The 25,337-nt window shown below is 41.3% G+C and carries 21 protein-coding genes and 1 pseudogene; 20 read left to right on the top strand and 2 right to left on the bottom strand.

Annotation, left to right across the window (positions count from 1 at the left end; genetic code table 11):
• Nucleotides 1–41: 41 nt before the first annotated feature.
• The 10 genes from FJR73_RS04100 (at nucleotide 42) to lytC (ending at nucleotide 8,519) form a co-directional block, all read left to right on the top strand.
• Entirely contained in the window at nucleotides 42–1,079 is a 1,038-nt protein-coding gene (locus FJR73_RS04100; protein ID WP_140833481.1) for a M42 family metallopeptidase, read from the top strand.
• A 1-nt stretch (nucleotide 1,080) separates the two neighbouring features.
• A complete protein-coding gene (locus FJR73_RS04095; protein ID WP_140833479.1) occupies nucleotides 1,081–1,551 on the top strand; it encodes an HIT family protein in 471 nt (156 codons plus the stop codon).
• 2 nt (nucleotides 1,552–1,553) lie between these two features.
• Nucleotides 1,554–2,270 carry an LD-carboxypeptidase LdcB/DacB gene (gene ldcB / locus FJR73_RS04090; RefSeq protein ID WP_140833477.1) on the top strand — a complete coding sequence of 239 codons (717 nt, stop codon included), beginning with the start codon at nucleotides 1,554–1,556 and terminating at the stop codon, nucleotides 2,268–2,270.
• Between the two features lie 122 nt (nucleotides 2,271–2,392).
• Nucleotides 2,393–2,818 (top strand): 50S ribosomal protein L11, encoded by a 426-nt coding sequence (gene rplK / locus FJR73_RS04085; RefSeq protein WP_001085809.1) that lies wholly within the window; start codon nucleotides 2,393–2,395, stop codon nucleotides 2,816–2,818.
• A 96-nt stretch (nucleotides 2,819–2,914) separates the two neighbouring features.
• Nucleotides 2,915–3,604, top strand: coding sequence for a 50S ribosomal protein L1 (gene rplA / locus FJR73_RS04080; protein ID WP_001085672.1), 690 nt, complete (start codon nucleotides 2,915–2,917; stop codon nucleotides 3,602–3,604).
• A gap of 185 nt (nucleotides 3,605–3,789) precedes the next feature.
• A complete protein-coding gene (locus FJR73_RS04075) occupies nucleotides 3,790–4,302 on the top strand; it encodes an adenine phosphoribosyltransferase (RefSeq protein ID WP_001049318.1) in 513 nt (170 codons plus the stop codon).
• Nucleotides 4,303–4,484: 182 nt separating this feature from the next.
• On the top strand, nucleotides 4,485–5,429 hold the full coding sequence (metA, locus tag FJR73_RS04070; protein WP_140833475.1) for a homoserine O-succinyltransferase: 945 nt from the start codon (nucleotides 4,485–4,487) through the stop codon (nucleotides 5,427–5,429).
• Nucleotides 5,430–5,437: 8 nt separating this feature from the next.
• A complete protein-coding gene (locus FJR73_RS04065) occupies nucleotides 5,438–6,115 on the top strand; it encodes a DnaD domain-containing protein (protein WP_140833474.1) in 678 nt (225 codons plus the stop codon).
• Nucleotides 6,116–6,212: 97 nt separating this feature from the next.
• Nucleotides 6,213–6,971, top strand: a complete 759-nt coding sequence (gene tpiA / locus FJR73_RS04060) for a triose-phosphate isomerase (protein WP_140833472.1) — start codon at nucleotides 6,213–6,215, stop codon at nucleotides 6,969–6,971.
• A 33-nt stretch (nucleotides 6,972–7,004) separates the two neighbouring features.
• Entirely contained in the window at nucleotides 7,005–8,519 is a 1,515-nt protein-coding gene (lytC, locus tag FJR73_RS04055; protein WP_140833470.1) for a choline binding-anchored murein hydrolase LytC, read from the top strand.
• Between the two features lie 241 nt (nucleotides 8,520–8,760).
• Here the strand turns inward: lytC and FJR73_RS04050 are convergent.
• Nucleotides 8,761–8,856: pseudogene (locus tag FJR73_RS04050) on the bottom strand (IS5/IS1182 family transposase); the annotation flags it as partial.
• Nucleotides 8,857–9,183: 327 nt separating this feature from the next.
• Between FJR73_RS04050 and FJR73_RS04045 the strand changes: the two are divergent.
• The 10 genes from FJR73_RS04045 (at nucleotide 9,184) to whiA (ending at nucleotide 25,087) form a co-directional block, all read left to right on the top strand.
• On the top strand, nucleotides 9,184–17,832 hold the full coding sequence (locus tag FJR73_RS04045) for an SIALI-17 repeat-containing surface protein (protein ID WP_140833468.1): 8,649 nt from the start codon (nucleotides 9,184–9,186) through the stop codon (nucleotides 17,830–17,832).
• Nucleotides 17,833–18,682: 850 nt separating this feature from the next.
• A complete protein-coding gene (locus FJR73_RS04035) occupies nucleotides 18,683–19,201 on the top strand; it encodes a Dps family protein (RefSeq protein ID WP_004248156.1) in 519 nt (172 codons plus the stop codon).
• 129 nt (nucleotides 19,202–19,330) lie between these two features.
• Entirely contained in the window at nucleotides 19,331–19,837 is a 507-nt protein-coding gene (locus tag FJR73_RS04030; RefSeq protein ID WP_140833466.1) for a dihydrofolate reductase, read from the top strand.
• Nucleotides 19,837–20,007: a hypothetical protein gene (locus FJR73_RS04025; protein WP_000442261.1), complete on the top strand. Its 171-nt coding sequence runs from the start codon at nucleotides 19,837–19,839 to the stop codon at nucleotides 20,005–20,007. Before FJR73_RS04030 ends, FJR73_RS04025 begins: the two co-directional genes overlap by 1 nt.
• 36 nt (nucleotides 20,008–20,043) lie before the next feature.
• Nucleotides 20,044–21,276 carry an ATP-dependent Clp protease ATP-binding subunit ClpX gene (gene clpX / locus FJR73_RS04020; RefSeq protein WP_140833465.1) on the top strand — a complete coding sequence of 411 codons (1,233 nt, stop codon included), beginning with the start codon at nucleotides 20,044–20,046 and terminating at the stop codon, nucleotides 21,274–21,276.
• An 8-nt stretch (nucleotides 21,277–21,284) separates the two neighbouring features.
• Complete coding sequence (gene yihA / locus FJR73_RS04015) at nucleotides 21,285–21,872, top strand: ribosome biogenesis GTP-binding protein YihA/YsxC (protein WP_000422605.1); 588 nt, start codon at nucleotides 21,285–21,287, stop codon at nucleotides 21,870–21,872.
• A 10-nt stretch (nucleotides 21,873–21,882) separates the two neighbouring features.
• Entirely contained in the window at nucleotides 21,883–22,263 is a 381-nt protein-coding gene (locus tag FJR73_RS04010; protein ID WP_001140420.1) for a RidA family protein, read from the top strand.
• A 51-nt stretch (nucleotides 22,264–22,314) separates the two neighbouring features.
• Complete coding sequence (gene rapZ, locus FJR73_RS04005; protein ID WP_140833463.1) at nucleotides 22,315–23,205, top strand: RNase adapter RapZ; 891 nt, start codon at nucleotides 22,315–22,317, stop codon at nucleotides 23,203–23,205.
• A complete protein-coding gene (locus tag FJR73_RS04000) occupies nucleotides 23,202–24,179 on the top strand; it encodes a YvcK family protein (RefSeq protein WP_140833461.1) in 978 nt (325 codons plus the stop codon). The genes rapZ and FJR73_RS04000 overlap by 4 nt, the downstream gene beginning before the upstream one ends.
• On the top strand, nucleotides 24,176–25,087 hold the full coding sequence (gene whiA, locus FJR73_RS03995) for a DNA-binding protein WhiA (RefSeq protein ID WP_140833459.1): 912 nt from the start codon (nucleotides 24,176–24,178) through the stop codon (nucleotides 25,085–25,087). The genes FJR73_RS04000 and whiA overlap by 4 nt, the downstream gene beginning before the upstream one ends.
• Before the next feature lie 154 nt (nucleotides 25,088–25,241).
• On the opposite strand, the gene FJR73_RS03990 is transcribed toward whiA, so the two are convergent.
• Nucleotides 25,242–25,337 (bottom strand): IS3 family transposase (locus FJR73_RS03990; protein WP_133162783.1); only part of this gene is annotated, 96 nt, incomplete at its 5' end.

Below are 25,337 nucleotides of genomic sequence, written 5' to 3'. Positions count from 1 at the left end.
ATGATAAATGTGTTATAATAGGTAGCAAAAGAGGTGAAGAAATGAATCAAACAGTAGAATATATCAAAGGACTGACAGCCATTGCGTCGCCAACGGGTTTTACTCGTGAAATTTCGGACTATTTAGTCAAGACTTTAGAAGGTTTTGGTTACCAGCCGGTTCGCACAGCCAAGGGTGGTGTCAATGTGACCATCAAAGGTCAAAATGATGAAGAACACCGCTATGTGACTGCCCATGTGGATACGCTTGGTGCCATTGTCCGCGCTGTCAAACCAGACGGCCGTCTCAAATTGGACCGTATCGGTGGTTTTCCTTGGAATATGATTGAAGGAGAAAACTGTACCGTTCATGTGGCTAGTACAGATCAAAAGCTATCAGGCACCATCCTCATCCACCAAACTTCTTGCCATGTCTACAAGGATGCAGGAACTGCAGAACGCACCCAGGACAATATGGAAGTGCGTTTGGATGCAAAAGTGACCAATGAAAAAGAAACTCGTGCCTTGGGGATTGAGGTTGGTGATTTTATCAGCTTTGACCCACGAACTGTCGTGACAGAGACAGGATTTATCAAGTCTCGTCATTTGGACGATAAGGTCAGCGCAGCGATTTTGCTTAACCTACTTCGCATTTATAAGGAAGAGAAGATTGAATTGCCAGTAACAACCCATTTTGCTTTTTCAGTCTTTGAAGAAGTGGGGCATGGTGCTAACTCTAATATTCCTGCTCAGGTAGTAGAATATCTGGCTGTGGATATGGGAGCTATGGGGGATGATCAGCAAACAGATGAGTACACAGTGTCTATCTGTGTCAAGGATGCTTCAGGACCTTATCACTATGACTTCCGTCAACATTTGGTTGCCTTGGCTAAAGAGCAAGATATTCCATTTAAGCTGGACATCTATCCATTTTATGGTTCGGACGCTTCGGCAGCTATGTCTGCAGGTGCAGAAGTCAAACACGCCCTTCTCGGTGCTGGTATCGAGTCTAGCCATTCATATGAACGCACTCATATTGACTCGGTGGTCGCAACAGAGCGTATGGTTGATGCTTACCTTAAGAGCGGGTTGGTAGACTAATATGTGCCTTATTTGCCAGAGAATTGAGCTCATTAAAGCTGGGGACAATCCTTACTTTGTCAAAGAGTTGGAAACAGGCTATCTTGTGATTGGAGATCACCAGTATTTTTCAGGCTATAGTCTCTTTCTAGCCAAGGAACACGTCACGGAATTGCACCATTTAGAAAAGGAAATGAGACTCCGTTTTCTAGAAGAAATGAGTTTAGTCCAAGAGGCAGTTGCCAAGGCCTTTGCTGCCGAGAAAATGAATATCGAACTGCTAGGAAATGGCGATGCCCATCTTCATTGGCATCTGTTTCCTAGACGAAGAGGTGATATGAATGGTCACGGTCTCAAGGGACGTGGTCCAGTCTGGTGGGTTCCCTTTGAAGAAATGACAGCAGAAACCTGTCAAGCAAAACCGGATGAGATTAAAAGATTAGTCGAATGTTTATCGTTAGAAGTAGATAAACTATTAGAAATAAAGGAGTAGAAATGAAAAAAAGATACCTTGTCTTGACAGCTTTGCTAGTCTTGAGTCTAGCAGCTTGTTCACAAGAAAAAGCAAAAAATGAAGATGGCGCAGCTAAGACAGAACAAACAGCTAAAGCTGATGGAACAGTCGACAGTAAATCTCAAGGAGCTTCCCAGAAAAAAGCGGAAGTGGTCAATAAAGGAGACTACTATAGCATTCAAGGAAAATACGATGAAATCATCGTAGCCAATAAACACTATCCATTGTCGAAAGACTACAATCCAGGGGAAAATCCAACAGCCAAGGCAGAGTTGGTCAAACTCATCAGAGCTATGCAAGAGGCAGGTTTCCCCATTAGCGATCATTACAGTGGCTTTAGAAGTTATGAAACTCAGACCAAGCTCTATCAAGATTATGTCAATCAAGATGGGAAAGAAGCTGCCGACCGTTATTCTGCCCGTCCTGGCTATAGCGAGCACCAGACAGGCTTGGCTTTTGATGTGATTGGGACAAATGGTGATTTGGTGACAGAAGAAAAAGCGGCCCAGTGGCTCTTGGACCATGCGGCTGATTATGGCTTTGTTGTCCGTTATCTCAAAGGCAAGGAAAAGGAAACAGGCTATATGGCTGAAGAATGGCATCTTCGTTATGTTGGAAAAGAAGCAAAAGAAATAGCTGCAAGTGGTCTCAGTTTGGAAGAGTATTACGGCTTTGAAGGCGGAGATTACGTCGATTAAAAAATAAACTTTTCTCTTGCAATTCTAGATAAATAGTGTATAATAGATGGGTATGTGAAAAGCATACTTGTGGGAGGTAAAAATATTTAATTACCGCCAAAACCACAAAGGAGGATTTAAAAATGGCTAAAAAAGTCGAAAAACTTGTAAAATTGCAAATCCCTGCTGGTAAAGCTACACCAGCTCCACCGGTTGGACCTGCTCTTGGTCAAGCTGGTATCAACATCATGGGATTCACAAAAGAGTTCAACGCTCGTACTGCTGACCAAGCTGGTATGATCATTCCAGTTGTTATCTCAGTATACGAAGACAAATCATTTACTTTCGTTACAAAAACACCACCAGCTGCTGTTCTTTTGAAAAAAGCTGCAGGTGTTGAAAAAGGATCAGGGACACCTAACAAAACTAAAGTTGCTACAGTTACTCGTGCGCAAGTACAAGAAATTGCAGAAACTAAGATGCCAGATTTGAACGCAGCAAACGTAGAGTCTGCAATGCGTATGATCGAAGGTACTGCTCGTTCTATGGGATTCACTGTTGTTGACTAATCAATAACATCCCTATATAACCCGCAAGACTTCATCATTTCGAGAAGTGACGTGGGAGATGAAAATCGATTGAACCACTTACAAGGAGAATAGAAAATGGCTAAAAAAAGCAAACAACTTCGTGCTGCTCTTGAGAAGATCGACAGCACAAAAGCATACAGCGTTGAAGAAGCTGTAGCTCTTGCAAAAGAAACTAACTTTGCAAAATTCGATGCAACTGTAGAAGTTGCTTACAACTTGAACATTGACGTTAAAAAAGCTGACCAACAAATCCGTGGAGCAATGGTATTGCCAAACGGTACTGGTAAAACAGCTCGCGTTCTTGTATTTGCACGTGGTGCAAAAGCTGAAGAAGCAAAAGCTGCTGGTGCAGACTTCGTTGGTGAAGACGACCTTGTTGCTAAAATCAACGACGGTTGGTTGGACTTCGACGTAGTTATCGCAACACCTGACATGATGGCTCTTGTTGGACGTCTTGGACGTGTCCTTGGACCACGTAACTTGATGCCAAACCCTAAAACTGGTACTGTAACAATGGATGTTGCTAAAGCAGTTGAAGAGTCTAAAGGTGGTAAAATCACTTACCGTGCGGACCGTGCAGGTATCGTACAAGCGATCATCGGTAAAGTTTCATTTGAAGCTGACAAGTTGGTTGAAAACTTCAAAGCATTTAACGAAACAATCCAAAAAGCTAAACCAGCTACTGCTAAAGGAACTTACGTAACAAGCTTGACAATCACAACTACTCAAGGTGTTGGTATCAAGGTTGACGTTAACTCACTTTAATCAGTAGTTTATATCAGAGGACGAGTACGAAAGTGCTCGTTTTTGTATGTAAGTTATAGTCTCTATAAAATGATTGTCTTATTTGGCTTATAGGGTGAGTAGCAAATGAAATACTGTTTTCTCTTCCTTCTTTACTAGAAAATATGGTATAATAGGGAGTAGAAAACTTTGAAAGAAAGAAAAAGATGAATTTAAAAGATTACATTGCAACAATTGAAAATTATCCAAAGGAAGGGATTACCTTCCGTGATATCAGTCCTTTGATGGCTGATGGGAATGCTTATAGCTATGCTGTTCGTGAAATCGTTCAATATGCTACTGACAAGAAAATTGATATGATCGTAGGGCCTGAGGCTCGTGGATTTATCGTGGGTTGTCCAGTTGCCTTTGAGTTGGGAATTGGTTTTGCGCCTGTTCGTAAGCCAGGAAAATTGCCACGCGAAGTTATTTCTGCTGACTATGAAAAAGAGTACGGTGTTGATACCTTGACTATGCACGCGGATGCCATCAAGCCAGGTCAACGTGTTCTTATCGTAGATGACCTCTTAGCAACAGGTGGAACTGTTAAGGCAACCATCGAGATGATTGAAAAACTTGGCGGTGTTGTGGCAGGTTGTGCCTTCCTTGTTGAATTGGATGAATTGAACGGCCGTGAAAAAATCGGTGACTACGATTACAAAGTTCTTATGCATTATTAATGAAAAACAGTCCCTAGGGCTGTTTTCTCTACATTAGGATATAAAAATAGACTATAGCTAGTTAGAGAAAAACTATAATTGAAAACTATATCTTCTTGCAGTATAATAAAAGGACTAGGTGTTTGAGATTTGGCTTCAAACATATGCAATTATTCCTGAAAGAATACAGTTAGGAGAAGGTTATGCCGATTCGAATTGATAAAAAATTGCCAGCTGTTGAGATTTTACGGACAGAGAATATCTTTGTCATGGATGATCAACGTGCGGCCCACCAAGATATCCGTCCCTTGAAGATTTTAATTTTAAATCTCATGCCACAGAAAATGGTCACAGAAACCCAGTTGTTGCGCCATTTGGCTAATACGCCCCTGCAACTGGATATTGATTTTCTCTATATGGAGAGCCATCGTTCTAAAACGACTCGTTCAGAGCACATGGAGACCTTTTATAAAACTTTTCCTGAAGTCAAGGATGAGTATTTTGATGGGATGATTATTACTGGGGCCCCAGTTGAGCATTTACCATTTGAGGAAGTGGACTATTGGGAGGAATTTAGTCGGGTGCTTGAGTGGTCCAAGACCCATGTTTATTCGACCCTTCATATCTGTTGGGGGGCTCAGGCTGGTCTTTATCTACGCTATGGAGTGGAAAAACACCAGATGGACAGTAAGTTATCGGGTATCTATCCTCAGGACACTTTAAAGGAAGGGCACCTTCTCTTTAGAGGCTTTGATGATAGCTATGTATCCCCTCATTCTCGACACACGGAGATTTCTAAGGAAGAGGTCTTAAATAAGACAAATCTCGAGATTTTATCAGAGGGCCCTCAGGTTGGTGTTTCGATTTTGGCAAGTCGTGATTTACGAGAAATTTATAGTTTTGGGCATTTGGAATATGACCGTGATACCCTGGCAAAAGAGTATTTTAGGGATTGTGATGCAGGTTTCGACCCACATATTCCAGAAAATTACTTTAAGGATGATGATGTTAATCAGACACCTTGTCTTTGTTGGTCTTCGTCAGCAGCCCTCTTTTTCAGTAACTGGGTAAACTATGCGGTCTATCAGGAAACGCCTTTTGACTGGAGAAAAATTCAAGATGATGCATCCGCATTTGGATATTTATAAGAGGATTTATGACATATTTAGACGCTTTTAAATCAGGGAACTTGGTTTTACCGAGTGCCCTGCTCTTGTATTTTAAGGAACTCTTTCCTTCTAGCGACGATTTTCTGGTCTGGCAATTTTTCTATTTGCAAAATACGACAGGTTTGGAAGAAATGTCGCCAAGCCAGATTGCTGACAGGATTGGCAAGGAAATTTCGGATGTCAATCAGGCTATTTCCAATCTGACAGAGAGGGGACTGCTTCAGTATCGAACCATCGAATTGAATGGTGAAATCGAATTGCTTTTTGATGCTAGCTTGGCTTTGGAACGTTTGGATGACTTGCTTGGAGTTGCTCATTCAAGTTCAGACAAGTTGACACCTCAAAATCAGCTCAAGGATTTGGTAGAAACCTTCCAGCAGGAGTTGGGACGCTTGTTGACACCTTTTGAGATTGAGGATTTGACTAAGACACTAAAGGAAGATGGAACCAGTGCTGACTTGATTAAGGAAGCTCTTCGTGAAGCTGTTTTGAATGGGAAACCAAACTGGAAGTACATTCAGGCTATTTTGAGAAACTGGCGCCATGAAGGTATCAAAAGTGTGGCTCAAATTGAGGCTAAGCGGGCAGAGAGAGAAGCAAGCAATCCTCAGTTGACACAGGTATCTGCAGATTTCAGAAATGCTATGGATCTCTGGAAGGATTAATCCATGTCAGCAGGCTTGAAATTTGAGTAAGATTTGCAAGCTGTGTCTAATTGTGATAAAATAAATAGAAAATAAATTGAAAAAAGAGGTATGTGAAATGTCACGTAAACCATTTATCGCTGGTAACTGGAAAATGAACAAAAATCCAGAAGAAGCTAAAGCATTCGTTGAAGCAGTTGCATCAAAACTTCCTTCATCAGATCTTGTTGAAGCAGGTATCGCAGCTCCAGCTCTTGATTTGATAACTGTTCTTGCTGCTGCTAAAGGTTCAAACCTTAAAGTTGCTGCTCAAAACTGCTACTTTGAAAATGCAGGTGCTTTCACTGGTGAAACAAGCCCACAAGTTTTGAAAGAAATCGGTACTGACTACGTTGTTATCGGTCACTCAGAACGCCGTGACTACTTCCATGAAACTGACGAAGATATCAACAAAAAAGCAAAAGCAATCTTTGCAAACGGTATGCTTCCAATCATCTGTTGTGGTGAGTCACTTGAAACTTACGAAGCTGGTAAAGCTGCTGAATTTGTAGGTGCTCAAGTATCTGCTGCATTGGCTGGATTGACTGCTGAACAAGTTGCGGCATCAGTTATCGCTTACGAGCCAATTTGGGCTATCGGTACTGGTAAATCAGCTTCACAAGACGACGCACAAAAAATGTGTAAAGTTGTTCGTGACGTTGTAGCTGCTGACTTCGGTCAAGAAGTTGCAGACAAGGTTCGTGTTCAATACGGTGGTTCTGTTAAACCTGAAAACGTTGCTTCATACATGGCTTGCCCAGACGTTGACGGTGCCCTTGTAGGTGGTGCGTCACTTGAAGCAGAAAGCTTCTTGGCTTTGCTTGACTTTGTAAAATAATCAGTAGCAAAAGCTAGGTGGAACAGCATTCAGATGTCTGTTCCATTTTTTATAGGAGAGAAAAGATTGAAAACAAAGATTGGAAAAATTGGATTAGCAAGTCTCTGTTTACTCGGGTTGGCAACTAACCATGTCGTTGCGAATGAAACCGAAGTTTCAAAAACTTCGCAGGATACAACGACAGTTTCAAGTAGTTCAGAGCAACATCAGTCTTCTAATAAAACTCAAACGAGCGAAGGAGTAAAAACCAATTCGTCTGCCCACTGGGATGGGGATTATTATGTAAAGGCTGATGGTTCTAAAGCCAAGAGTGAGTGGATTTTTGATAACTACTATAAGGCTTGGTTTTATATTAAGTCAGACGGTCGTTATGCTCAAAATGAGTGGCAGGGTAATTACTACTTGAAATCAGGCGGTTATATGGCCAAAAATGAATGGGTTTATGATGACGCCTATAAGAATTGGTTTTATTTGAAGTCCGATGGTTCTTATGCTAACCAGGAATGGCACGCTGTTGGAGGTAAATGGCACTATTTTAAGAAATGGGGCTATTTAGCTAAAAGCCAATGGCAGGGAAATTATTTCTTGAATGGTCAAGGTGCCATGATGCAAAATGAATGGCTTTATGATCCAGCCTATTCGTCTTACTTCTATCTCAAGTCTGATGGTTCTTATGCAAATCAAGAGTGGCAAAAGGTAGACGGAAAGTGGTATTATTTCAAGAAGTGGGGTTACATGGCTAAAGATGAGTGGCAGGGTAACTACTATTTGACAGAAAGTGGTGCTATGGCGACTGGTGAATTAATCATGGATGATACTCGCTATATTTTTTCTGACTCAGGTGAGTTAAAAGAAAAGAAAGACTTGAATGTTGGCTGGGTTCACCGAAATGGCCACCGTTACTTCTTTAACCATCGTGAAGAACAAGTTGGGACTGATCAAGTTAAAAAGGTCATCGATGTCAGTGAGCACAATGGCCGTATTACTGACTGGCAAAAGGTTATCCAGGAAAACGGGGTTGATGGTGTTATTGTTCGTTTGGGTTATAGCGGTGTAGAAGATAAGGAATTGGCTTATAATATTCAAGAACTTAATCGTTTGGGTATTCCTTATGGTGTCTATCTTTACACCTATGCTGAAAATGAGACCGATGCTGAGAATGATGCCAAGCAGACTGTGGAGCTCTTGAAGAAATACAAGATGAACCTGTCTTATCCTATCTACTATGATGTTGAGAACTGGGAGTATGTCAATAAAAGTAAAAGAGCTCCAAGTGAGACTGGAACTTGGGTCAAGATTATCAATAAGTATATGGCAACAATGAAGCAGGCTGGTTATCAAAATGTGAAAGTTTATAGCTATCGTCAACTCTTACAAACTCGTTTGAATCATCCAGATATTTTACAACATGTCAACTGGGTTGCAGCCTATACGGATGCGCTTGATTGGAATAATCCTCATTATTCAGGTTCAAAAGGTTGGCAATATACTTCATCTGAATATTTAAAAGGAATCCGTGGTCGTGTCGACGTCAGTGTTTGGTATTAAGATGTAGATTTAAGAAAGCTAGGTTTCAAGTTAACTAGCTAAAAGAAATTTTACCACCTATTTGTAGTCAAAGTATTTTATGCTACCTATTGATACAATTTTTTATGATGGAGATTTCGATATAGAGATCTTTGTCAACTGTAAAAGTATTGGAAGCTGGGAAAAACTGGCCTCTAAACATAAAGCAAGCGAGTATTTCCACATTTGGAGATGCTCGTTTTCTAATAGACTTTCTGCGAAACTAAAGTCCTAGTTCATCGTTGATAATGCCAGCAATCAAATTCATTCGTAATCCAAACTTTTTGTGTCGATTTCGATAGGTTGTTGAAAACAATTGAGTATAACAATTCTTAATCGTCTTCAAAGCTTACATAAGCATGATTTATACTGGCTCTTGTTTCAAAAAGAAGAATCTCTAACACTTTTTTAATATAATATACTTTGATTTTTCTGTTTATTCAGTGTAAATTGTACAATGTGGAGAAGTTCATTATTTTGTATATTTTCACAATTATATTAAGAAAATTTTAAAAGCTTTTAACTTGCTATTATGTTGTTTAAAAGTATTTTCAAACTGAAAAAATTGACCAAAAATTTGAATAATTAACTATAATTGGGTAAAATAGATAGTATGGCATATTATATTTAAGAGGAAAAAATTAAAATGAAACAATGGTTTTATGGAGAAAAACGTCAGCGTTTTTCTTTTAGAAAATTGTCAGTTGGATTAGTCTCGGCTACTATTGGAAGCTTCTTTTTTAGCAGTCTAATAGCTGGAGATTTATCCCCTGTTAAAGCTACAGAGATTTCACATGGACAGTCAGCTCAAGTGAGCTACTATTATGTAATGGAATCTGAATTAACTGAAGCAGAGAAGTCTATCTTGATCAGAGATATTCCAAAGCATGTTGAAGAAATATCAGAAAGCTATTACTTAGTTTATCGTCCCAAAGACCAAAAATTAGGATATGGAGCATTACCTCAGACCGGCTACTCTGGGGTCTGGGAGTCAATTTTTGCAGTTGCGGGTTTTACATTCTTGGTGTTAATATTTGCTCGGGCTAAGAATGGCAAGAGACATTTATCGTCTATCTTATTGGTGACAGGAATGGGGTCTGTGTTATTATCTCCAACTGCCTTAGCTGTGACCAACATTGAGCTTGCTGCTTATAATCAAAGTATAAATTTAGGTGTTGGAGAATCTCTGCCAAAACCTTTGCATATTGCTGGCTTTGAATATATTGGTTATCTAAAGAATGAGGATAAAAGGGGAAATAGCCTTTCTTCTTCTCATAAGAATAAATCATTAGTAGACTATGGCACCAATCCAGATACAGCTCCAGTTCACGAAGTTCCAGAGTTAGTAGAGTATGGCACAAGTCCAGATACAGCTCCAGTTCACGAAATTCCAGAGTTAGCTGAGTATGGCACAAGTCCAGATACAGCTCCAGTTCACGAGGCTCCAGAGTTAGCTGAGTATGGCACAAGTCCAGATACAGCTCCAGTTCACGAAATTCCAGAGTTAGCTGAGTATGGCACAAGTCCGGACGCAGCTCCAGTTCACGAAATTCCAGAGTTAGCTGAGTATGGCACAAGTCCGGACGCAGCTCCAGTTCACGAAATTCCAGAGTTAGCTGAGTATGGCACAAGTTCGGCTACAACTCCAGTTCACGAAGTTCCAGAGTTAGCTGAGTATGGCACAAGTCCGGACGTAGCTCCAGTTCACGAAATTCCAGAGTTAGCTGAGTATGGCACAAGTCCAGATACAGCTCCAGTTCACGAAGTTCCAGAGTTAGTAGAGTATGGCACAAGTCCAGATACAGCTCCAGTTCACGAAATTCCAGAGTTAGCCGAGTATGGCACAAGTCCAGATACAGCTCCAGTTCACGAAGTTCCAGAGTTAGCTGAGTATGGCACAAGTTCAGACACAGCTCCAGTTCATGAAATTCCAGAGTTAGCTGAGTATGGCACAAGTCCAGATACAGCTCCAGTTCACGAAGTTCCAGAGTTAGCTGAGTATGGCACAAGTCCAGATACAGCTCCAGTTCACGAGGCTCCAGAGTTAGCTGGGTATGGCACAAGTCCAGATACAGCTCCAGTTCACGAAATTCCAGAGTTAGTAGAGTATGGCACAAGTCCAGATACAGCTCCAGTTCACGAAATTCCAGAGTTAGCTGAGTATGGCACAAGTCCGGACGTAGCTCCAGTTCACGAAATTCCAGAGTTAGCTGAGTATGGCACCAATCCAGATACAGCTCCAGTTCACGAAGTTCCAGAGTTAGTAGAGTATGGCACAAGTCCAGATACAGCTCCAGTTCACGAAATTCCAGAGTTAGCTGGGTATGGCACAAGTCCAGATACAGCTCCAGTTCACGAAGTTCCAGAGTTAGCTGAGTATGGCACAAGTTCAGACACAGCTCCAGTTCATGAAATTCCAGAGTTAGCTGAGTATGGCACAAGTCCAGATACAGCTCCAGTTCACGAAGTTCCAGAGTTAGCTGAGTATGGCACAAGTCCAGATACAGCTCCAGTTCACGAGGCTCCAGAGTTAGCTGGGTATGGCACAAGTCCAGATACAGCTCCAGTTCACGAGGCTCCAGAGTTAGCTGGGTATGGCACAAGTCCAGATACAGCTCCAGTTCATGAAATTCCAGAGTTAGTAGAGTATGGCACAAGTCCAGATACAGCTCCAGTTCACGAAATTCCAGAGTTAGCTGAGTATGGCACAAGTCCAGATATAGCTCCAGTTCATGAAATTCCTGAGTTGAAGTTTAGTATAAATGACATTATAAAAATAGAAAAGATAGATTTTTCTATCGTCGAGCTATATACAGATGAGATTACAGAAGGCAGTCGTAACATTGTAACCCCGGGAGTTCAAGGAGAGCGTACGATTAAGACTCGTATCTACAGCTCCAATGGCCAGGAAATTGACCGTCAGGAGTTGTCAAATGAGGAGACCTTATCACCAATTACCCAGGTTGTTAAAGTTGGTACAGCTAAGCCGACTATGGTTCCGAAAGAATCACCGACAGCAGAATCTCTTCCAGAGTACCCGTTGACCTTCACCGACGAAATTCGAGTAGATACAATCAACTTCGCAGTTCGTGAAGAAGAAACGGACGAACTTGTCCAAGGCAGTCGTAACATTGTAACCCCGGGAGTTCAAGGTGAACGTACGATTAAGACTCGTATCTACAGCTCTAATGGTCAGGAGATTGACCGACAAGAATTGTCAAATGAGGAGACCTTATCCCCAGTTACCCAGGTTGTTAAAGTTGGTACAGCTAAGCCGACTATGGTTCCGAAAGAATCACCGACAGCAGAATCTCTTCCAGAGTACCCGTTGACCTTCACCGACGAAATTCGAGTAGATACAATCAACTTCGCAGTTCGTGAAGAAGAAACGGACGAATTTGTTCAAGGTAGTCGTAATATTGTAACCCCGGGAGTTCAAGGTGAACGTACGATTAAGACTCGTATCTACAGCTCTAATGGTCAGGAGATTGACCGACAAGAGTTGTCAAATGAGGAGACCTTATCCCCAGTTACCCAGGTTGTTAAAGTTGGTACAGCTAAGCCGACGATGGTTCCGAATGATGCACCGAAAGTAGAATCTCTTCCAGAGTACCCGTTGACCTTCACTGACGAAATTCGAGTAGAAAAAATCAACTTCGCAGTTCGTGAAGAAGAAACGGACGAACTTGTCCAAGGCAGTCGTAACATTGTAATACCGGGAGTTCAAGGTGAACGTACGATTAAGACACGTATCTACAGCTCTAATGGTCAGGAAATTGACCGTCAAGAGTTGTCAAATGAGGAGACCTTATCTCCAGTTACCCAGGTTGTTAAAGTTGGTACAGCTAAGCCGACGATGGTTCCGAATGAATCACCGACAGCAGAATCTCTTCCAGAGTACCCGTTAACCTTCACCGACGAAATTCGAGTAGATAAAATCAACTTCGCAGTTCGTGAAGAAGAAACGGACGAACTTGTCCAAGGCAGTCGTAACATTGTAACCCCGGGAGTTCAAGGTGAACGTACGATTAAGACACGTATCTACAGCTCTAATGGTCAGGAAATTGACCGTCAAGAGTTGTCAAATGAGGAGACCTTATCTCCAGTTACCCAGTTTGTTAAAGTTGGTACAGCTAAGCCGACGATGGTTCCGAATGAATCACCGACAGCAGAATCTCTTCCAGAGTACCCGTTAACCTTCACTGACGAAATTCGAGTAGATAAAATCAACTTCGCAGTTCGTGAAGAAGAAACGGACGAACTTGTTCAAGGCAGTCGTAACATTGTAACCCCGGGAGTTCAAGGTGAACGTACGATTAAGACACGTATCTACAGCTCTAATGGTCAGGAAATTGACCGTCAAGAGTTGTCAAATGAGGAGACCTTATCCCCAATTACCCAGGTTGTTAAAGTTGGAACAGCTAAGCCGACGATGGTTCCGAATGATGCACCGAAAGCAGAATCTCTTCCAGAGTACCCGTTAACCTTCACTGACGAAATTCGAGTAGATAAAATCAACTTCGCAGTTCGTGAAGAAGAAACGGACGAACTTGTTCAAGGCAGTCGTAACATTGTAACACCGGGAGTTCAAGGTGAACGTACGATTAAGACACGTATTTACAGCTCTAATGGTCAGGAAATTGACCGTCAAGAGTTGTCAAATGAGGAGACCCTATCCCCAGTTACCCAGGTTGTTAAAGTTGGTACAGCTAAGCCGACCATGGTTCCGAATGATGCACCGAAAGCAGAATCTTTAGAAGAGTTCGACTTAATTACACTGCATAATTTATTGACAGAAGCAACTCAGATTAAAGCAGAGGCACGTTATTTCAATGATGATCAAAGTCATCAATCTAACTATGATTCTGCATTGATGGCAGCTCAGGCGATTCTTACTCAATCTCAAGCTAGTCAAGCAGAAATCAATCAACTGGTGGAACAAATCAAACAGGCTAAGGCGCAATTAAGTGGTCTTGAGGTTGTCAAAACGGCTCTTCAGACTGAGTACGATTTAAATGTCACTGTTAAAACTTCTGCTAAATATAAGAATGCTGATTCGGATAAGAAGACAGTTTATACAGACCAATTGGCCAAGTCAGAAATAGTTCTGAATAGTCAAACGGCTACACAAGTACAAGTCAATCAAGCTCTTGCTAGTCTGCAAGCTGCCAAAGAAGCACTCAATGGAGTGTCAAAAGTCAAGCCAATAGTTTCGATTCTAAGCCTGACTGAAAATGCAGATGATAAGTCTGTTGCGATCCAATATAGCTTGGAAGACCAAACAAAATCCTTACGTTCAGCTACTGCAGAATTATATCAGGGGGATAAGCTTGTTCGTACTCTTCCAATCACTAATTTCGATGATAGTCTAAAGATTGGAGAGTTGGATTACTACACAGCTTATACTTTGAAAACCAAGCTGACATATGAGCTGGACAATGGTAGTGTCACTGAATTTGAAACAGACAGTCGTGAATTTGAACTCGAATATAAGAAGATCTCCTTCCGAGATGTTGATTCAGTTGAGTTTTACAGTAAAGATAATGACCAATACAAGCGACTGGTATCAATGAGTTCCATGCCTAAAGATCTGTCAAACTACTTTGTAAAAGTCAAATCAAGTGAAGCTAAGGAAATGCTTCTCCCAGTTCACAGTATTTCTGAAATCCAAAAAGACGGAAAAGATGTTTATAGGGTAACAGTCTCGTTGCCTGAGCTTGTTCAAGAAGGTGAGACAGGCTACAAGTCTGGCTACGACTTCTATATCAGTAAGACAGTTCCTAGTCAGCAAAATGTTTACACTAGCTTTGCTGGATTGATAGATGCTATGAAGAAAAATATGGCTAGTAATTATGTTTTGGGAGCTGATTTGGATGCTAGTGAGGTTAGTCTGGCACCTGCGGATTATGTCTATCTTAGAGGGAACTTCACAGGCAGTCTGACTGGCAATCATAATGGTAAGCAGTATGCTATCTATAATCTAGCTAAGCCTTTGTTCGAAAACCTCAAGAGTGGTTCTTCTGTTTCTGGTATGGATTTGAAGGATGTCAATATTGTGGGTAGCTATGACTCTGCTGCCTTAGCTCGGAGTGCAGAAAATGCTCGAATTACAGACGTTTCTGTCCAAGGTAAAGTATCGGTGATAGGCAATGCTTCTAATGTGGCGGGGCTGGTTGTTAGTGCAACACACACACAAATTTCCAACAGTTCCTTCACTGGTGTCATCCAGGCAAACGAGAAACAGGGCAAAGAATATAATGTTGGTGGTTTGGTTGCTAATCTTAAGGGAGGAGATTCCTTGCTCAGTCAAAGCAGAGCAGATGTGACCATCCTAGCAGGTGCTAGAGCCAACAACCAACGATTCGGCGGTTTGGTTGGTCGTTTGGAGAACAATGCCCGTATTAGCCGTTCTTATGCAACTGGAAAGATTCAAAATACTACTAAGAATGGTCAGATTGGCGGTATCGTAGGATCCAATTACTTCAATGGCTTGGTTGACAATGTTATCAGTAATATTAGTGGTACGAATGTTTATAGTATTTCTGGAGATCAAGCCTACAATAATGATCGTATTACAGAAGCTTATGCTGTTGAAGGAAATCAAACGCTGGAAAATGACAAGTTTGTCACTTCAACACTGACTCTGAACGAGGCAGAAGAGAAGCTAGCTAGTTTAGATATTACGACAAATCTAGAGGACACGAATCTTAACCTTTATTCTGTTAACTATGCTCAAGAGAAGAATGCTCGAGAAAATCGTTTGATAGCTTATTCCAATATGGAAAAACTCCTTCCGTTCTATAACAAGGAGACAATCATTAGCTATGGAAATAAACTCCCAGATCATCATAAGCTCAATACAGAATATTTGTTGGATGTTGTTCCAATGAAAGGTGACCAGATTATCACTGATATTAATAGTAATAAGGCATCTATTGACCGTTTGATGTTACACTTCGAGGATAATACGGTTGATTACCTGAATTTGACTTATAAGGGAGAGTTTAAGAATCAAGCAATTGCAGAATACAGTGTAAACAGCTTAGATCTCCTTTATACACCTGAAGCTTTCTTATCAGACTATAGCAGAGTTCTGAATCAAGTACTGCCAGAGTTGAATAAGGTAGTTCTTGACTCACCAGCCATGCGAACTGTTTTAGGTGTAAATGCTGACACTTCCTTGGATGATCTTTATCTTGATGGGGCTTTTGAACAAGTCAAGACCAAGCTCTCAGAAGAGTTACGCAAAGTTCTGGCTATGGATAAGTCAATCAATACTGAAGGCAATGTTGTGGCCGACTATGTAGCTCACAAGATTACAGCCAATAAGGAAGCCTTCTTGCTTGGGCTTACCTATCTTAACCGTTGGTATAATATTAATTATGATAATATTAATGTCAAAGATTTATCTGCTTATAAGTTTGATTTCTTTGGCAACCATAGTGCTTCAACGATAGACACCATTATTTCATTAGGCCAGTCAGGAATGAATAATCTTAAAGCAAAGAACAATCATTTAGCTTATGATAGTTCTCTCTCTGAAGCGACTGGTAAGCGTGGACTTTTCAATTATTTGGAAAATTACCGTCAGCTCTTCTTACCATACAAGACTAATAATGAATGGCTCAAGACCAATACAAAAGCTTATATCGTAGAGTCTAAGTCAGATATAGCAGAGGCTAGAAAGATTCAGGATACAGCTGAGGGCAAGAGCAAGTATTCTGTCGGCGTTTATGATAAGATTACTGCTGATAATTGGGAATATAAGGGCATGCTTCTACCGCTCTTGACTATGAGTGAGAAAGGTGTCTATGTCATCTCCAATATGTCCACTATCTCCATGGGTGCTTATGATCGTTACCGAGATGTTGTCGATGGTAAGGTAAGGACAGATGCAGAGTTGGTAGAATATGTCGAAGATAGAGTTAGAAAATCAGCTGAATATCAGCGCGATCATTATGATTTCTGGTACAAGATTCTAAGTCCAGAAAGCAGGGACAAGCTTTTCCGTTCCGTACTAGTTTACGATGGATTCCTAATGAAAGATAGTACTGGTCAAAGATATTGGGCTCCAGCTAATGATAAGAAATCGTTAGCTATGCAGGAGTTCTTTGGACCAGCAGGCAAGTGGTATCCAAGTAAGGGCTACAATGCCTATGCTACAGGAAGTGTAACCCACTTTGACGCTGCTCGTTTATTGGAAGACTATGGTAACTCTGTTTATACGCATGAAATGACTCATAACTCTGACGGCGGCATCTACTTTGAGGGCAATGGTCGTCGTGAAGGTCTGGGAGCTGAACTCTATGCTCGAGGGCTCTTGCAATCTACTCCAACCCCTGACGAACCAACTATTACTCTTAATACCCTCTTCAAGGTGGATAAAGATTCTAAGACACGTATGCATACCTATAATTTCAAAGAGCGTGTTCAAAATGCAGCAGACTTGCAACACTATGTTCATGGTATGTTTGATATGATCTATACACTCGATTACTTAGAAGGTACTTCTATGCTTAAGCAGAGTGATGATGCTAAGCTTCAGTGGTTCAGAAAGATGGAAAATTACTACATTACAGATAAGTATGGTAAGGAAACCCATGCTGGTAACCAGACACGAACCTTCACTGCAGAGGAAATTAAGCAGCTAACTAGTTTCTACTCTTTGATTGAGAATGATGTGATTACGCGTCGAGAGAACAGGGATAGTGGTAAATATAGACGGAATGGCTACCTCAGTCTTAGTCTCTTCTCACCAATCTACTCAGCATTGAGCAATCCTAAAGGAGCTCCAGGGGATGTTATGTTCCGACGTACGGCTTATGAGTTACTGGCAGCCAAGGGATATCATGAAGGATTTGTTCCTTATGTTTCTGGTAAGTACTCTAAGGAAGCCTTTGATGAAGGTAAGAAAACGTGGGACGGATGGTCTGGAAGGGATGTAGGTCTAGTGACAGACCAAAAAGTTTTGGAAAATGTATTTAAGGGCGAATATGACTCTTGGGTAGCTTTCAAGAAGGCCATGTATAAGGAACGAATTGATCAGCTGACAAAGCTTAAGCCGATCACTATTGAGTACGAACTTAGAAATCCAAATAGTACTAAGAAAGTAACTATTCGTTCTTACGCACAGATGCAGAAACTGATGGATGAAGCAGTAGCAGAGGATGTAGGTAACATTACTAATGCGACTAGCCGTGTCGAAGCTAGTTGGGTCAACTTGCTCAAGAAAAAGATTTACAACGCTTATCTTCGTGAGACAGATGATTTCAGACAGTCTATATTTAAGAAATAAGGAATTTTATATTTCTTCAATTAAATTTTATGGTAGTTTTCTCAGTTTTTAAGTGATGAGTATCTGATATCTATCGCGAAAATACTTGATAAGATCATCATGGAATGACTAATGAGAAAAAGTATTAGCTAGACAGTTTCTTAAAAATGAAATCTCTAGAAGAAAACAGTTTTCTATAAAGCGAATGATGAAATAATAAGAAATTAAGCAACGGCCTTGTTCCTCATTTTAAGAGGGGTAAGGTCGTTCTTGTGCTGTTTAACACTTTGTTAGTATTCGTTTCCTGAGCCAATACTCTCCAAAAATCTCTTCAAACCACGTCAACGTAGTCTTGCCGTGCGTATGGTTACTGACTTCGTCAGTTCTATCCACAACCTCAAAACAGTGTTTTGAGCTGACTTCGTCAGTTTTATCTGCAACCTCAAAGATGTACTTTGAGCAGCCTTCGGCTAGTTTCCTAGTTTACTCTTTGATTTTCATTGAGTATAAGATGCTGATCAAGATGATAATGTCGTAGTTGAAGACACTTCCCCTACTTTTAAGTTTCTATAAAATAAAAATAGATTTTTTGTTGACAGTCTATTTAAGAAATATCGTAGTTCAATAATACACTGTACAATTTAATAGTTCTTATTCAGTTTGCTAGAAGTTTGTATATTCTTTTTCTTTTCTTTATTAAAAAATAGACATGAAATTGACTCTAATATTCTCTAAAAAATTCTTAAATTATCAGTCTATTGCAACTTTTCTCATGTGGGTCATTTGACTTGCTATTGGTTTTTCTTAGTGGTATACTAAGATAGTAATCATTAAGAAGTGGTTGCAAAAAATAATGAACGAGGTAAAGAAAATGGTAGAATTGAAAAAAGAAGCAGTAAAAGATGTAGCATCATTAACAAAAACAGCGCCAGTAGCATTGGCAAAAACAAAGGAAGTATTGAACCAAGCTGTTGCTGATTTATACGTGGCCCACGTGGCTTTGCACCAAGTACACTGGTACATGCGTGGTCGTGGATTTCTTGTATGGCATCCAAAAATGGATGAGTACATGGATGCTCTTGATGGTCATTTAGATGAAATCAGCGAACGATTGATTACACTCGGAGGTAGCCCATTCTCTACATTGACAGAGTTCCTTCAAAACAGTGAAATCGAAGAAGAAGTTGGAGAGTTCCGCAATGTAGAAGAAAGTTTGGAACGTGTCCTTGAAATTTATCGTTACCTCATCACGCTTTTCCAAGAAGCTTTGGATGTGACAGATAAAGAAGGCGATGATGTAACCAATGATATCTTTGTTGGAGCTAAGGCTGACCTTGAAAAAACAGTCTGGATGCTTGCGGCAGAATTAGGACAAGCACCTGGTTTGTAAGAAACAATAGAAAATATATAAATCTGTAGGAAATTTCTTACAGATTTTTTCTATTCTGTAAGCTATTCCAAACCAGTCTTTTTTTGAGTTTTTTGATAAAATAGTACTATCAGTGAAAAGGATGGAAGCATGACTAAAAAAATCGTAGCTATTTGGGCCCAGGATGAAGAGGGTGTGATTGGTAAGGACAATCGTCTGCCCTGGTATTTGCCAGCAGAATTGCAACACTTTAAAGAAACAACTCTGAATCATGCTATCTTGATGGGGCGTGTGACCTTTGATGGGATGGAACGCCGCTTGCTTCCAAAACGTGAAATCTTGATTTTGACACGTAACCCGGAAGAAAAGATAGATGGAGTTGCTACTTTTCATGATGTCCAGTCTGTCTTGGACTGGTATCAGGCTCAAGAAAAGAATCTCTATATTATTGGTGGAAAGCAGATTTTTCAGGCTTTTGAACCCTATTTGGACGAAGTAATTGTGACTCAAATTCATGCTCGGGTGGAGGGAGATACCTATTTCCCTGAAGAGTTTAACTTGTCTCTTTTTGAGACAGTTTCAAGCAAATCCTATGCCAAAGATGAGAAAAATCCTTATGATTTTACCATCCAATACCGCAAGAGAAAGGAAGTCTAATGGAACGTAGTATATTTGGTTTTTTCACAGCCATGCTGTGTTTGGTCTGCTTGCTTGCAGGAGCACAGGCTTTTCGTAAAAAGCGTTATGGACTTTCTGTCCTGCTCTGGTTAAATGCCTTTACCAATTTGGTCAATAGTGTTCATGCCTTTTACATGACCTTATTTTAGATAGAATGATAGTATAGAATAGAACGGAAGGAAATCATGCCTACAACTAGGAATAATGATATGATGGTTTATTGCTCATTTTGTGGCAAAAGCCAAGAAGAAGTACAAAAAATAATCGCAGGCAACAACGCCTTTATCTGTAATGAATGTGTGGAGTTGGCCCAGGAAATCATCCGTGAGGAGTTGGCTGAGGAAGTCTTGGCAGACTTGTCAGAAGTTCCAAAACCAATCGAACTTCTCCATATCTTGAACCACTATGTAATCGGTCAAGATCGTGCCAAGCGTGCCTTGGCAGTTGCAGTTTATAACCACTACAAACGTATTAATTTTCACGATACACGCGAAGAGTCAGAAGATGTGGATTTGCAGAAGTCAAACATCTTGATGATTGGCCCAACTGGTTCAGGGAAAACATTCCTTGCTCAGACCTTGGCTAAGAGCTTGAATGTGCCTTTTGCTATTGCAGATGCGACTGCTCTTACTGAGGCTGGTTATGTGGGTGAGGACGTAGAAAATATCCTCCTCAAACTCTTGCAGGCTGCTGACTTTAACATTGAACGTGCAGAGCGTGGCATTATCTATGTGGATGAAATTGACAAGATTGCCAAGAAGAGCGAGAACGTATCGATCACACGTGACGTTTCTGGTGAAGGGGTGCAACAAGCCCTTCTCAAGATTATAGAGGGAACTGTTGCCAGCGTACCGCCTCAAGGTGGACGCAAGCATCCGCAACAAGAAATGATTCAAGTGGATACTAAAAATATCCTCTTCATCGTGGGTGGTGCCTTTGATGGTATTGAAGAAATCGTCAAACAACGTCTGGGTGAAAAGGTTATCGGTTTTGGTCAAAATAACAAGGCGATTGACGAAAACAGCTCTTACATGCAAGAAATCATCGCAGAAGATATTCAAAAATTCGGGATTATCCCTGAGTTGATTGGACGCTTGCCTGTCTTTGCAGCTCTTGAACAATTGACGGTTGATGACCTGGTTCGTATCTTGAAGGAGCCAAGAAATGCCTTGGTAAAACAATACCAAACCTTGCTTTCTTATGATGATGTCGAGTTGGAATTTGACGATGAAGCCCTTCAGGAAATTGCCAATAGGGCCATCGAACGCAAAACTGGTGCGCGTGGTCTTCGCTCGATTATCGAGGAAACCATGCTAGATGTCATGTTTGAAGTACCGAGTCAGGAAAATGTGAAATTGGTCCGCATCACAAAAGAAGCTGTCGATGGAACGGATAAACCAATCCTAGAAACAGCCTAGAGGTGACTATGGAACTTAATACACATAATGCTGAAATCTTGCTCAGTGCGGCTAATAAATCCCACTATCCGCAGGATGAACTGCCAGAGATCGCTCTTGCAGGGCGTTCAAATGTTGGTAAATCCAGCTTTATCAATACCATGCTGAACCGTAAGAATCTGGCTCGTACGTCAGGGAAACCTGGGAAAACCCAGCTTCTCAACTTCTTTAACATTGACGACAAGATGCGCTTTGTGGATGTGCCTGGTTATGGTTATGCCCGTGTTTCCAAAAAGGAACGTGAAAAGTGGGGGCGCATGATTGAGGAGTACCTAACGACTCGGGAAAATCTCCGTGCAGTGGTCAGTCTAGTTGACCTTCGTCATGATCCGTCAGCAGATGATGTGCAGATGTACGAATTTCTCAAGTATTATGAGATTCCAGTCATCATTGTGGCGACCAAGGCGGACAAGATTCCTCGTGGTAAATGGAACAAGCACGAATCAGCAATCAAAAAGAAATTAAACTTTGACCCAAGTGACGACTTTATCCTCTTTTCATCTGTCAGCAAGGCTGGGATGGATGAGGCTTGGGATGCAATCTTAGAAAAATTGTGAGGAAAAGAAAATGGCAAAAACAATTCATACAGACAAAGCTCCAAAAGCTATTGGACCCTATGTTCAAGGAAAAATCGTTGGCAACCTTTTGTTTGCTAGTGGTCAAGTTCCTCTCTCTCCTGAAACTGGGGAAATCGTTGGAGAAACGATTCAAGAACAGACAGAACAAGTCTTGAAAAACATCGGTGCTATTTTGGCAGAAGCAGGAACTGACTTTGACCATGTTGTCAAAACTACTTGCTTCTTGAGCGATATGAACGACTTTGTTCCTTTTAATGAGGTTTACCAAACGGCCTTTAAAGAGGAATTTCCAGCTCGTTCAGCAGTAGAGGTAGCTCGTCTTCCTCGTGATGTAAAAGTCGAAATCGAAGTCATCGCAGAGATTGGATAAGCTAGTTGAAGTTTGGTGTTGCCAAACTTCTTTTGATATAAGGAGAAAAAGATGACAAAGAAACAACTTCACTTGGTGATTGTGACAGGGATGAGTGGTGCAGGGAAAACTGTAGCCATTCAGTCTTTCGAGGATTTGGGATATTTCACTATTGATAATATGCCGCCAGCTCTCTTGCCTAAGTTTTTGCAGTTGGTGGAAACAAAGGAAGACGACCATAAGTTGGCCTTGGTGGTGGATATGCGTAGCCGTTCTTTCTTTTCAGAGATTCAAACTGTTTTGGATGAGTTGGAAAACAAGGAAGAACTGGACTTTAAAATTCTCTTTTTGGATGCAGCTGATAAGGAATTGGTCGCGCGTTACAAGGAAACTAGACGAAGTCACCCTCTAGCTGCAGATGGACGGATTTTGGATGGAATAAAACTGGAGCGTGAGCTCTTGGCGCCTTTGAAAAACATGAGCCAAAATGTGGTGGATACGACTGAACTGACTCCTCGTGAGCTGCGTAAAACCATTGCAGAGCAGTTTTCGGATCAAGAGAAAGCTCAGTCTTTCCGTATTGAAGTCATGTCTTTTGGCTTTAAATACGGAATCCCAATTGATGCGGACTTGGTCTTTGATGTCCGTTTCTTGCCAAATCCCTACTACCTACCAGAACTGAGAAACCAAACTGGTGTGGATGAGCCAGTGTACGACTATGTCATGAACCATCCTGAGTCAGAAGATTTTTATCAACATTTATTGGCCTTGATTGAGCCGATTTTGCCAAGTTACCAAAAGGAAGGGAAGTCTGTTTTGACCATTGCCATGGGCTGTACAGGAGGACAACACCGTAGTGTGGCCTTTGCTAAACGCTTGGCGCAGGACTTATCCAAGACTTGGCCTGTCAATGAAGGGCATCGCGACAAAGACCGAAGAAAGGAAACGGTAAACCGTTCATGAGAAAACCAAAGATAACGGTGATTGGTGGAGGGACTGGAATCCCCGTCATTCTAAAAAGTCTGCGAGAAAAAGATGTGGAAATCGCTGCTATTGTAACGGTGGCAGATGATGGCGGTTCATCAGGTGAACTCCGAAAAAATATGCAACAATTGACACCGCCAGGTGATCTTCGTAATGTCCTTGTGGCCATGTCGGATATGCCTAAGTTTTATGAGAAGGTATTTCAGTATCGTTTTTCTGAGAATGCGGGAGCCTTTGCTGGCCATCCATTGGGTAATCTCATCATTGCTGGTCTGTCAGAAATGCAGGGTTCGACCTATAATGCCATGCAGTTATTGAGCAAATTTTTCCATACAACAGGGAAGATTTATCCTTCCAGTGACCATCCTTTGACCCTGCACGCAGTCTTTCAGGATGGGACAGAGGTGGCTGGAGAGAGCCATATTGCAGACCATCCAGGCATGATTGACCATGTCTATGTGACCAATACTCTCAATGATGATACACCTCTGGCTAGCCGTCGAGTTGTGCAGACCATTCTTGAAAGTGACATGATTGTCCTAGGGCCAGGTTCCCTCTTTACCTCTATTTTGCCCAATATTGTCATTAAGGAAATTGGTCGAGCGCTTTTGGAAACCAAGGCAGAAATAGCCTATGTCTGCAATATCATGACCCAACGTGGGGAGACGGAACACTTTACAGATAGTGATCACGTGGAAGTCTTGCATCGTCACCTTGGCCGACCTTTTATTGATACGGTCTTGGTGAATATCGAAAAAGTGCCACAGGAATATATGAATTCCAACCGTTTTGATGAATACTTGGTGCAGGTGGACCATGATTTTGCTGGTCTTAGTAAGCAAGTTCCGCGTGTGATTTCATCCAACTTCCTTCGTCTGGAAAATGGAGGTGCTTTCCACGATGGGGATTTGATTGTGGATGAGTTGATGCGGATTATACAGGTGAGAAAATGAGTTTCACAGTAGCAGTAAAAGAAGAAATCCTAGGTCAACACCATCTGAGCCGGCATGAATTATCTGCCATTATCAAGATGTCTGGTAGTATCGGTCTCTCAACTTCGGGCTTGACCTTGTCAGTTGTGACAGAAAATGCCAAGCTGGCTCGTCACCTCTATGAGTCCTTTCTCCATTTCTATGAAATCAAATCAGAAATTCGCCACCACCAAAGAAGTAATCTTCGCAAGAATCGGGTCTATACTGTTTTTACAGATGAAAAGGTACAGGACTTGCTGAGTGATTTGCACTTGGCGGACTCCTTCTTTGGCCTGGAAACAGGTATTGATGAGGCGATTTTATCAGAAGAGGAAGCAGGTCGTGCCTATCTCTGTGGCGCTTTCTTAGCAAATGGGAGCATTCGTGACCCTGAATCAGGTAAGTACCAGTTGGAAATCAGTTCTGTTTATCTAGACCACGCGCAAGGGATTGCCTCTCTTCTCCAGCAATTTTTACTGGATGCTAAGGTGCTTGAGCGCAAAAAGGGGGCTGTGACCTATCTCCAGCGTGCCGAAGATATTATGGACTTCTTGATTGTCATCGGAGCCATGCAGGCGCGTGATGATTTTGAGCGAGTTAAGATTTTGCGAGAAACCCGTAACGACCTCAATAGAGCCAATAATGCCGAGACAGCTAATATCGCTCGGACAGTTTCTGCCAGCATGAAGACTATCAACAATATCAGCAAAATCAAAGATATTATAGGCTTAGAAAATCTGCCAGTGGATTTGCAGGAAGTAGCGCAGTTGCGGATTCAGCACCCAGACTACTCTATCCAGCAGTTGGCAGATAGCCTCAGCACCCCTCTGACCAAAAGTGGTGTCAATCATAGACTCAGAAAGATAAATAAATTAGCCGATGAACTATAAAACCAGGCTCTTGTTTTGCGAGGTTCTTTTTTGAAATAAAAAGAGGTTGGGCAAAAAGCAATGTCATTAAGTTAAGAAATTTGGCTCTTTAAAATCAAAAACGCATAATATCCGGTGTTGACTTGTACTGACCCCAAAAAGTTAGACAATCAATTTATCCGAAGGATTTAGTTCTGTATTGCACAGGACTGAGTCCTTTTAGTTTTACCTTAATTCGTTTATTGTTGTAGTAATCAATATAGTCTACAAT

Source organism: Streptococcus sp. D2, from assembly GCF_006385825.1.
Taxonomy (GTDB): domain Bacteria; phylum Bacillota; class Bacilli; order Lactobacillales; family Streptococcaceae; genus Streptococcus; species Streptococcus shenyangsis.
Note: the sequence above shows the minus strand (reverse complement) of the source record. Positions and strands in the feature narration are given on the sequence as shown.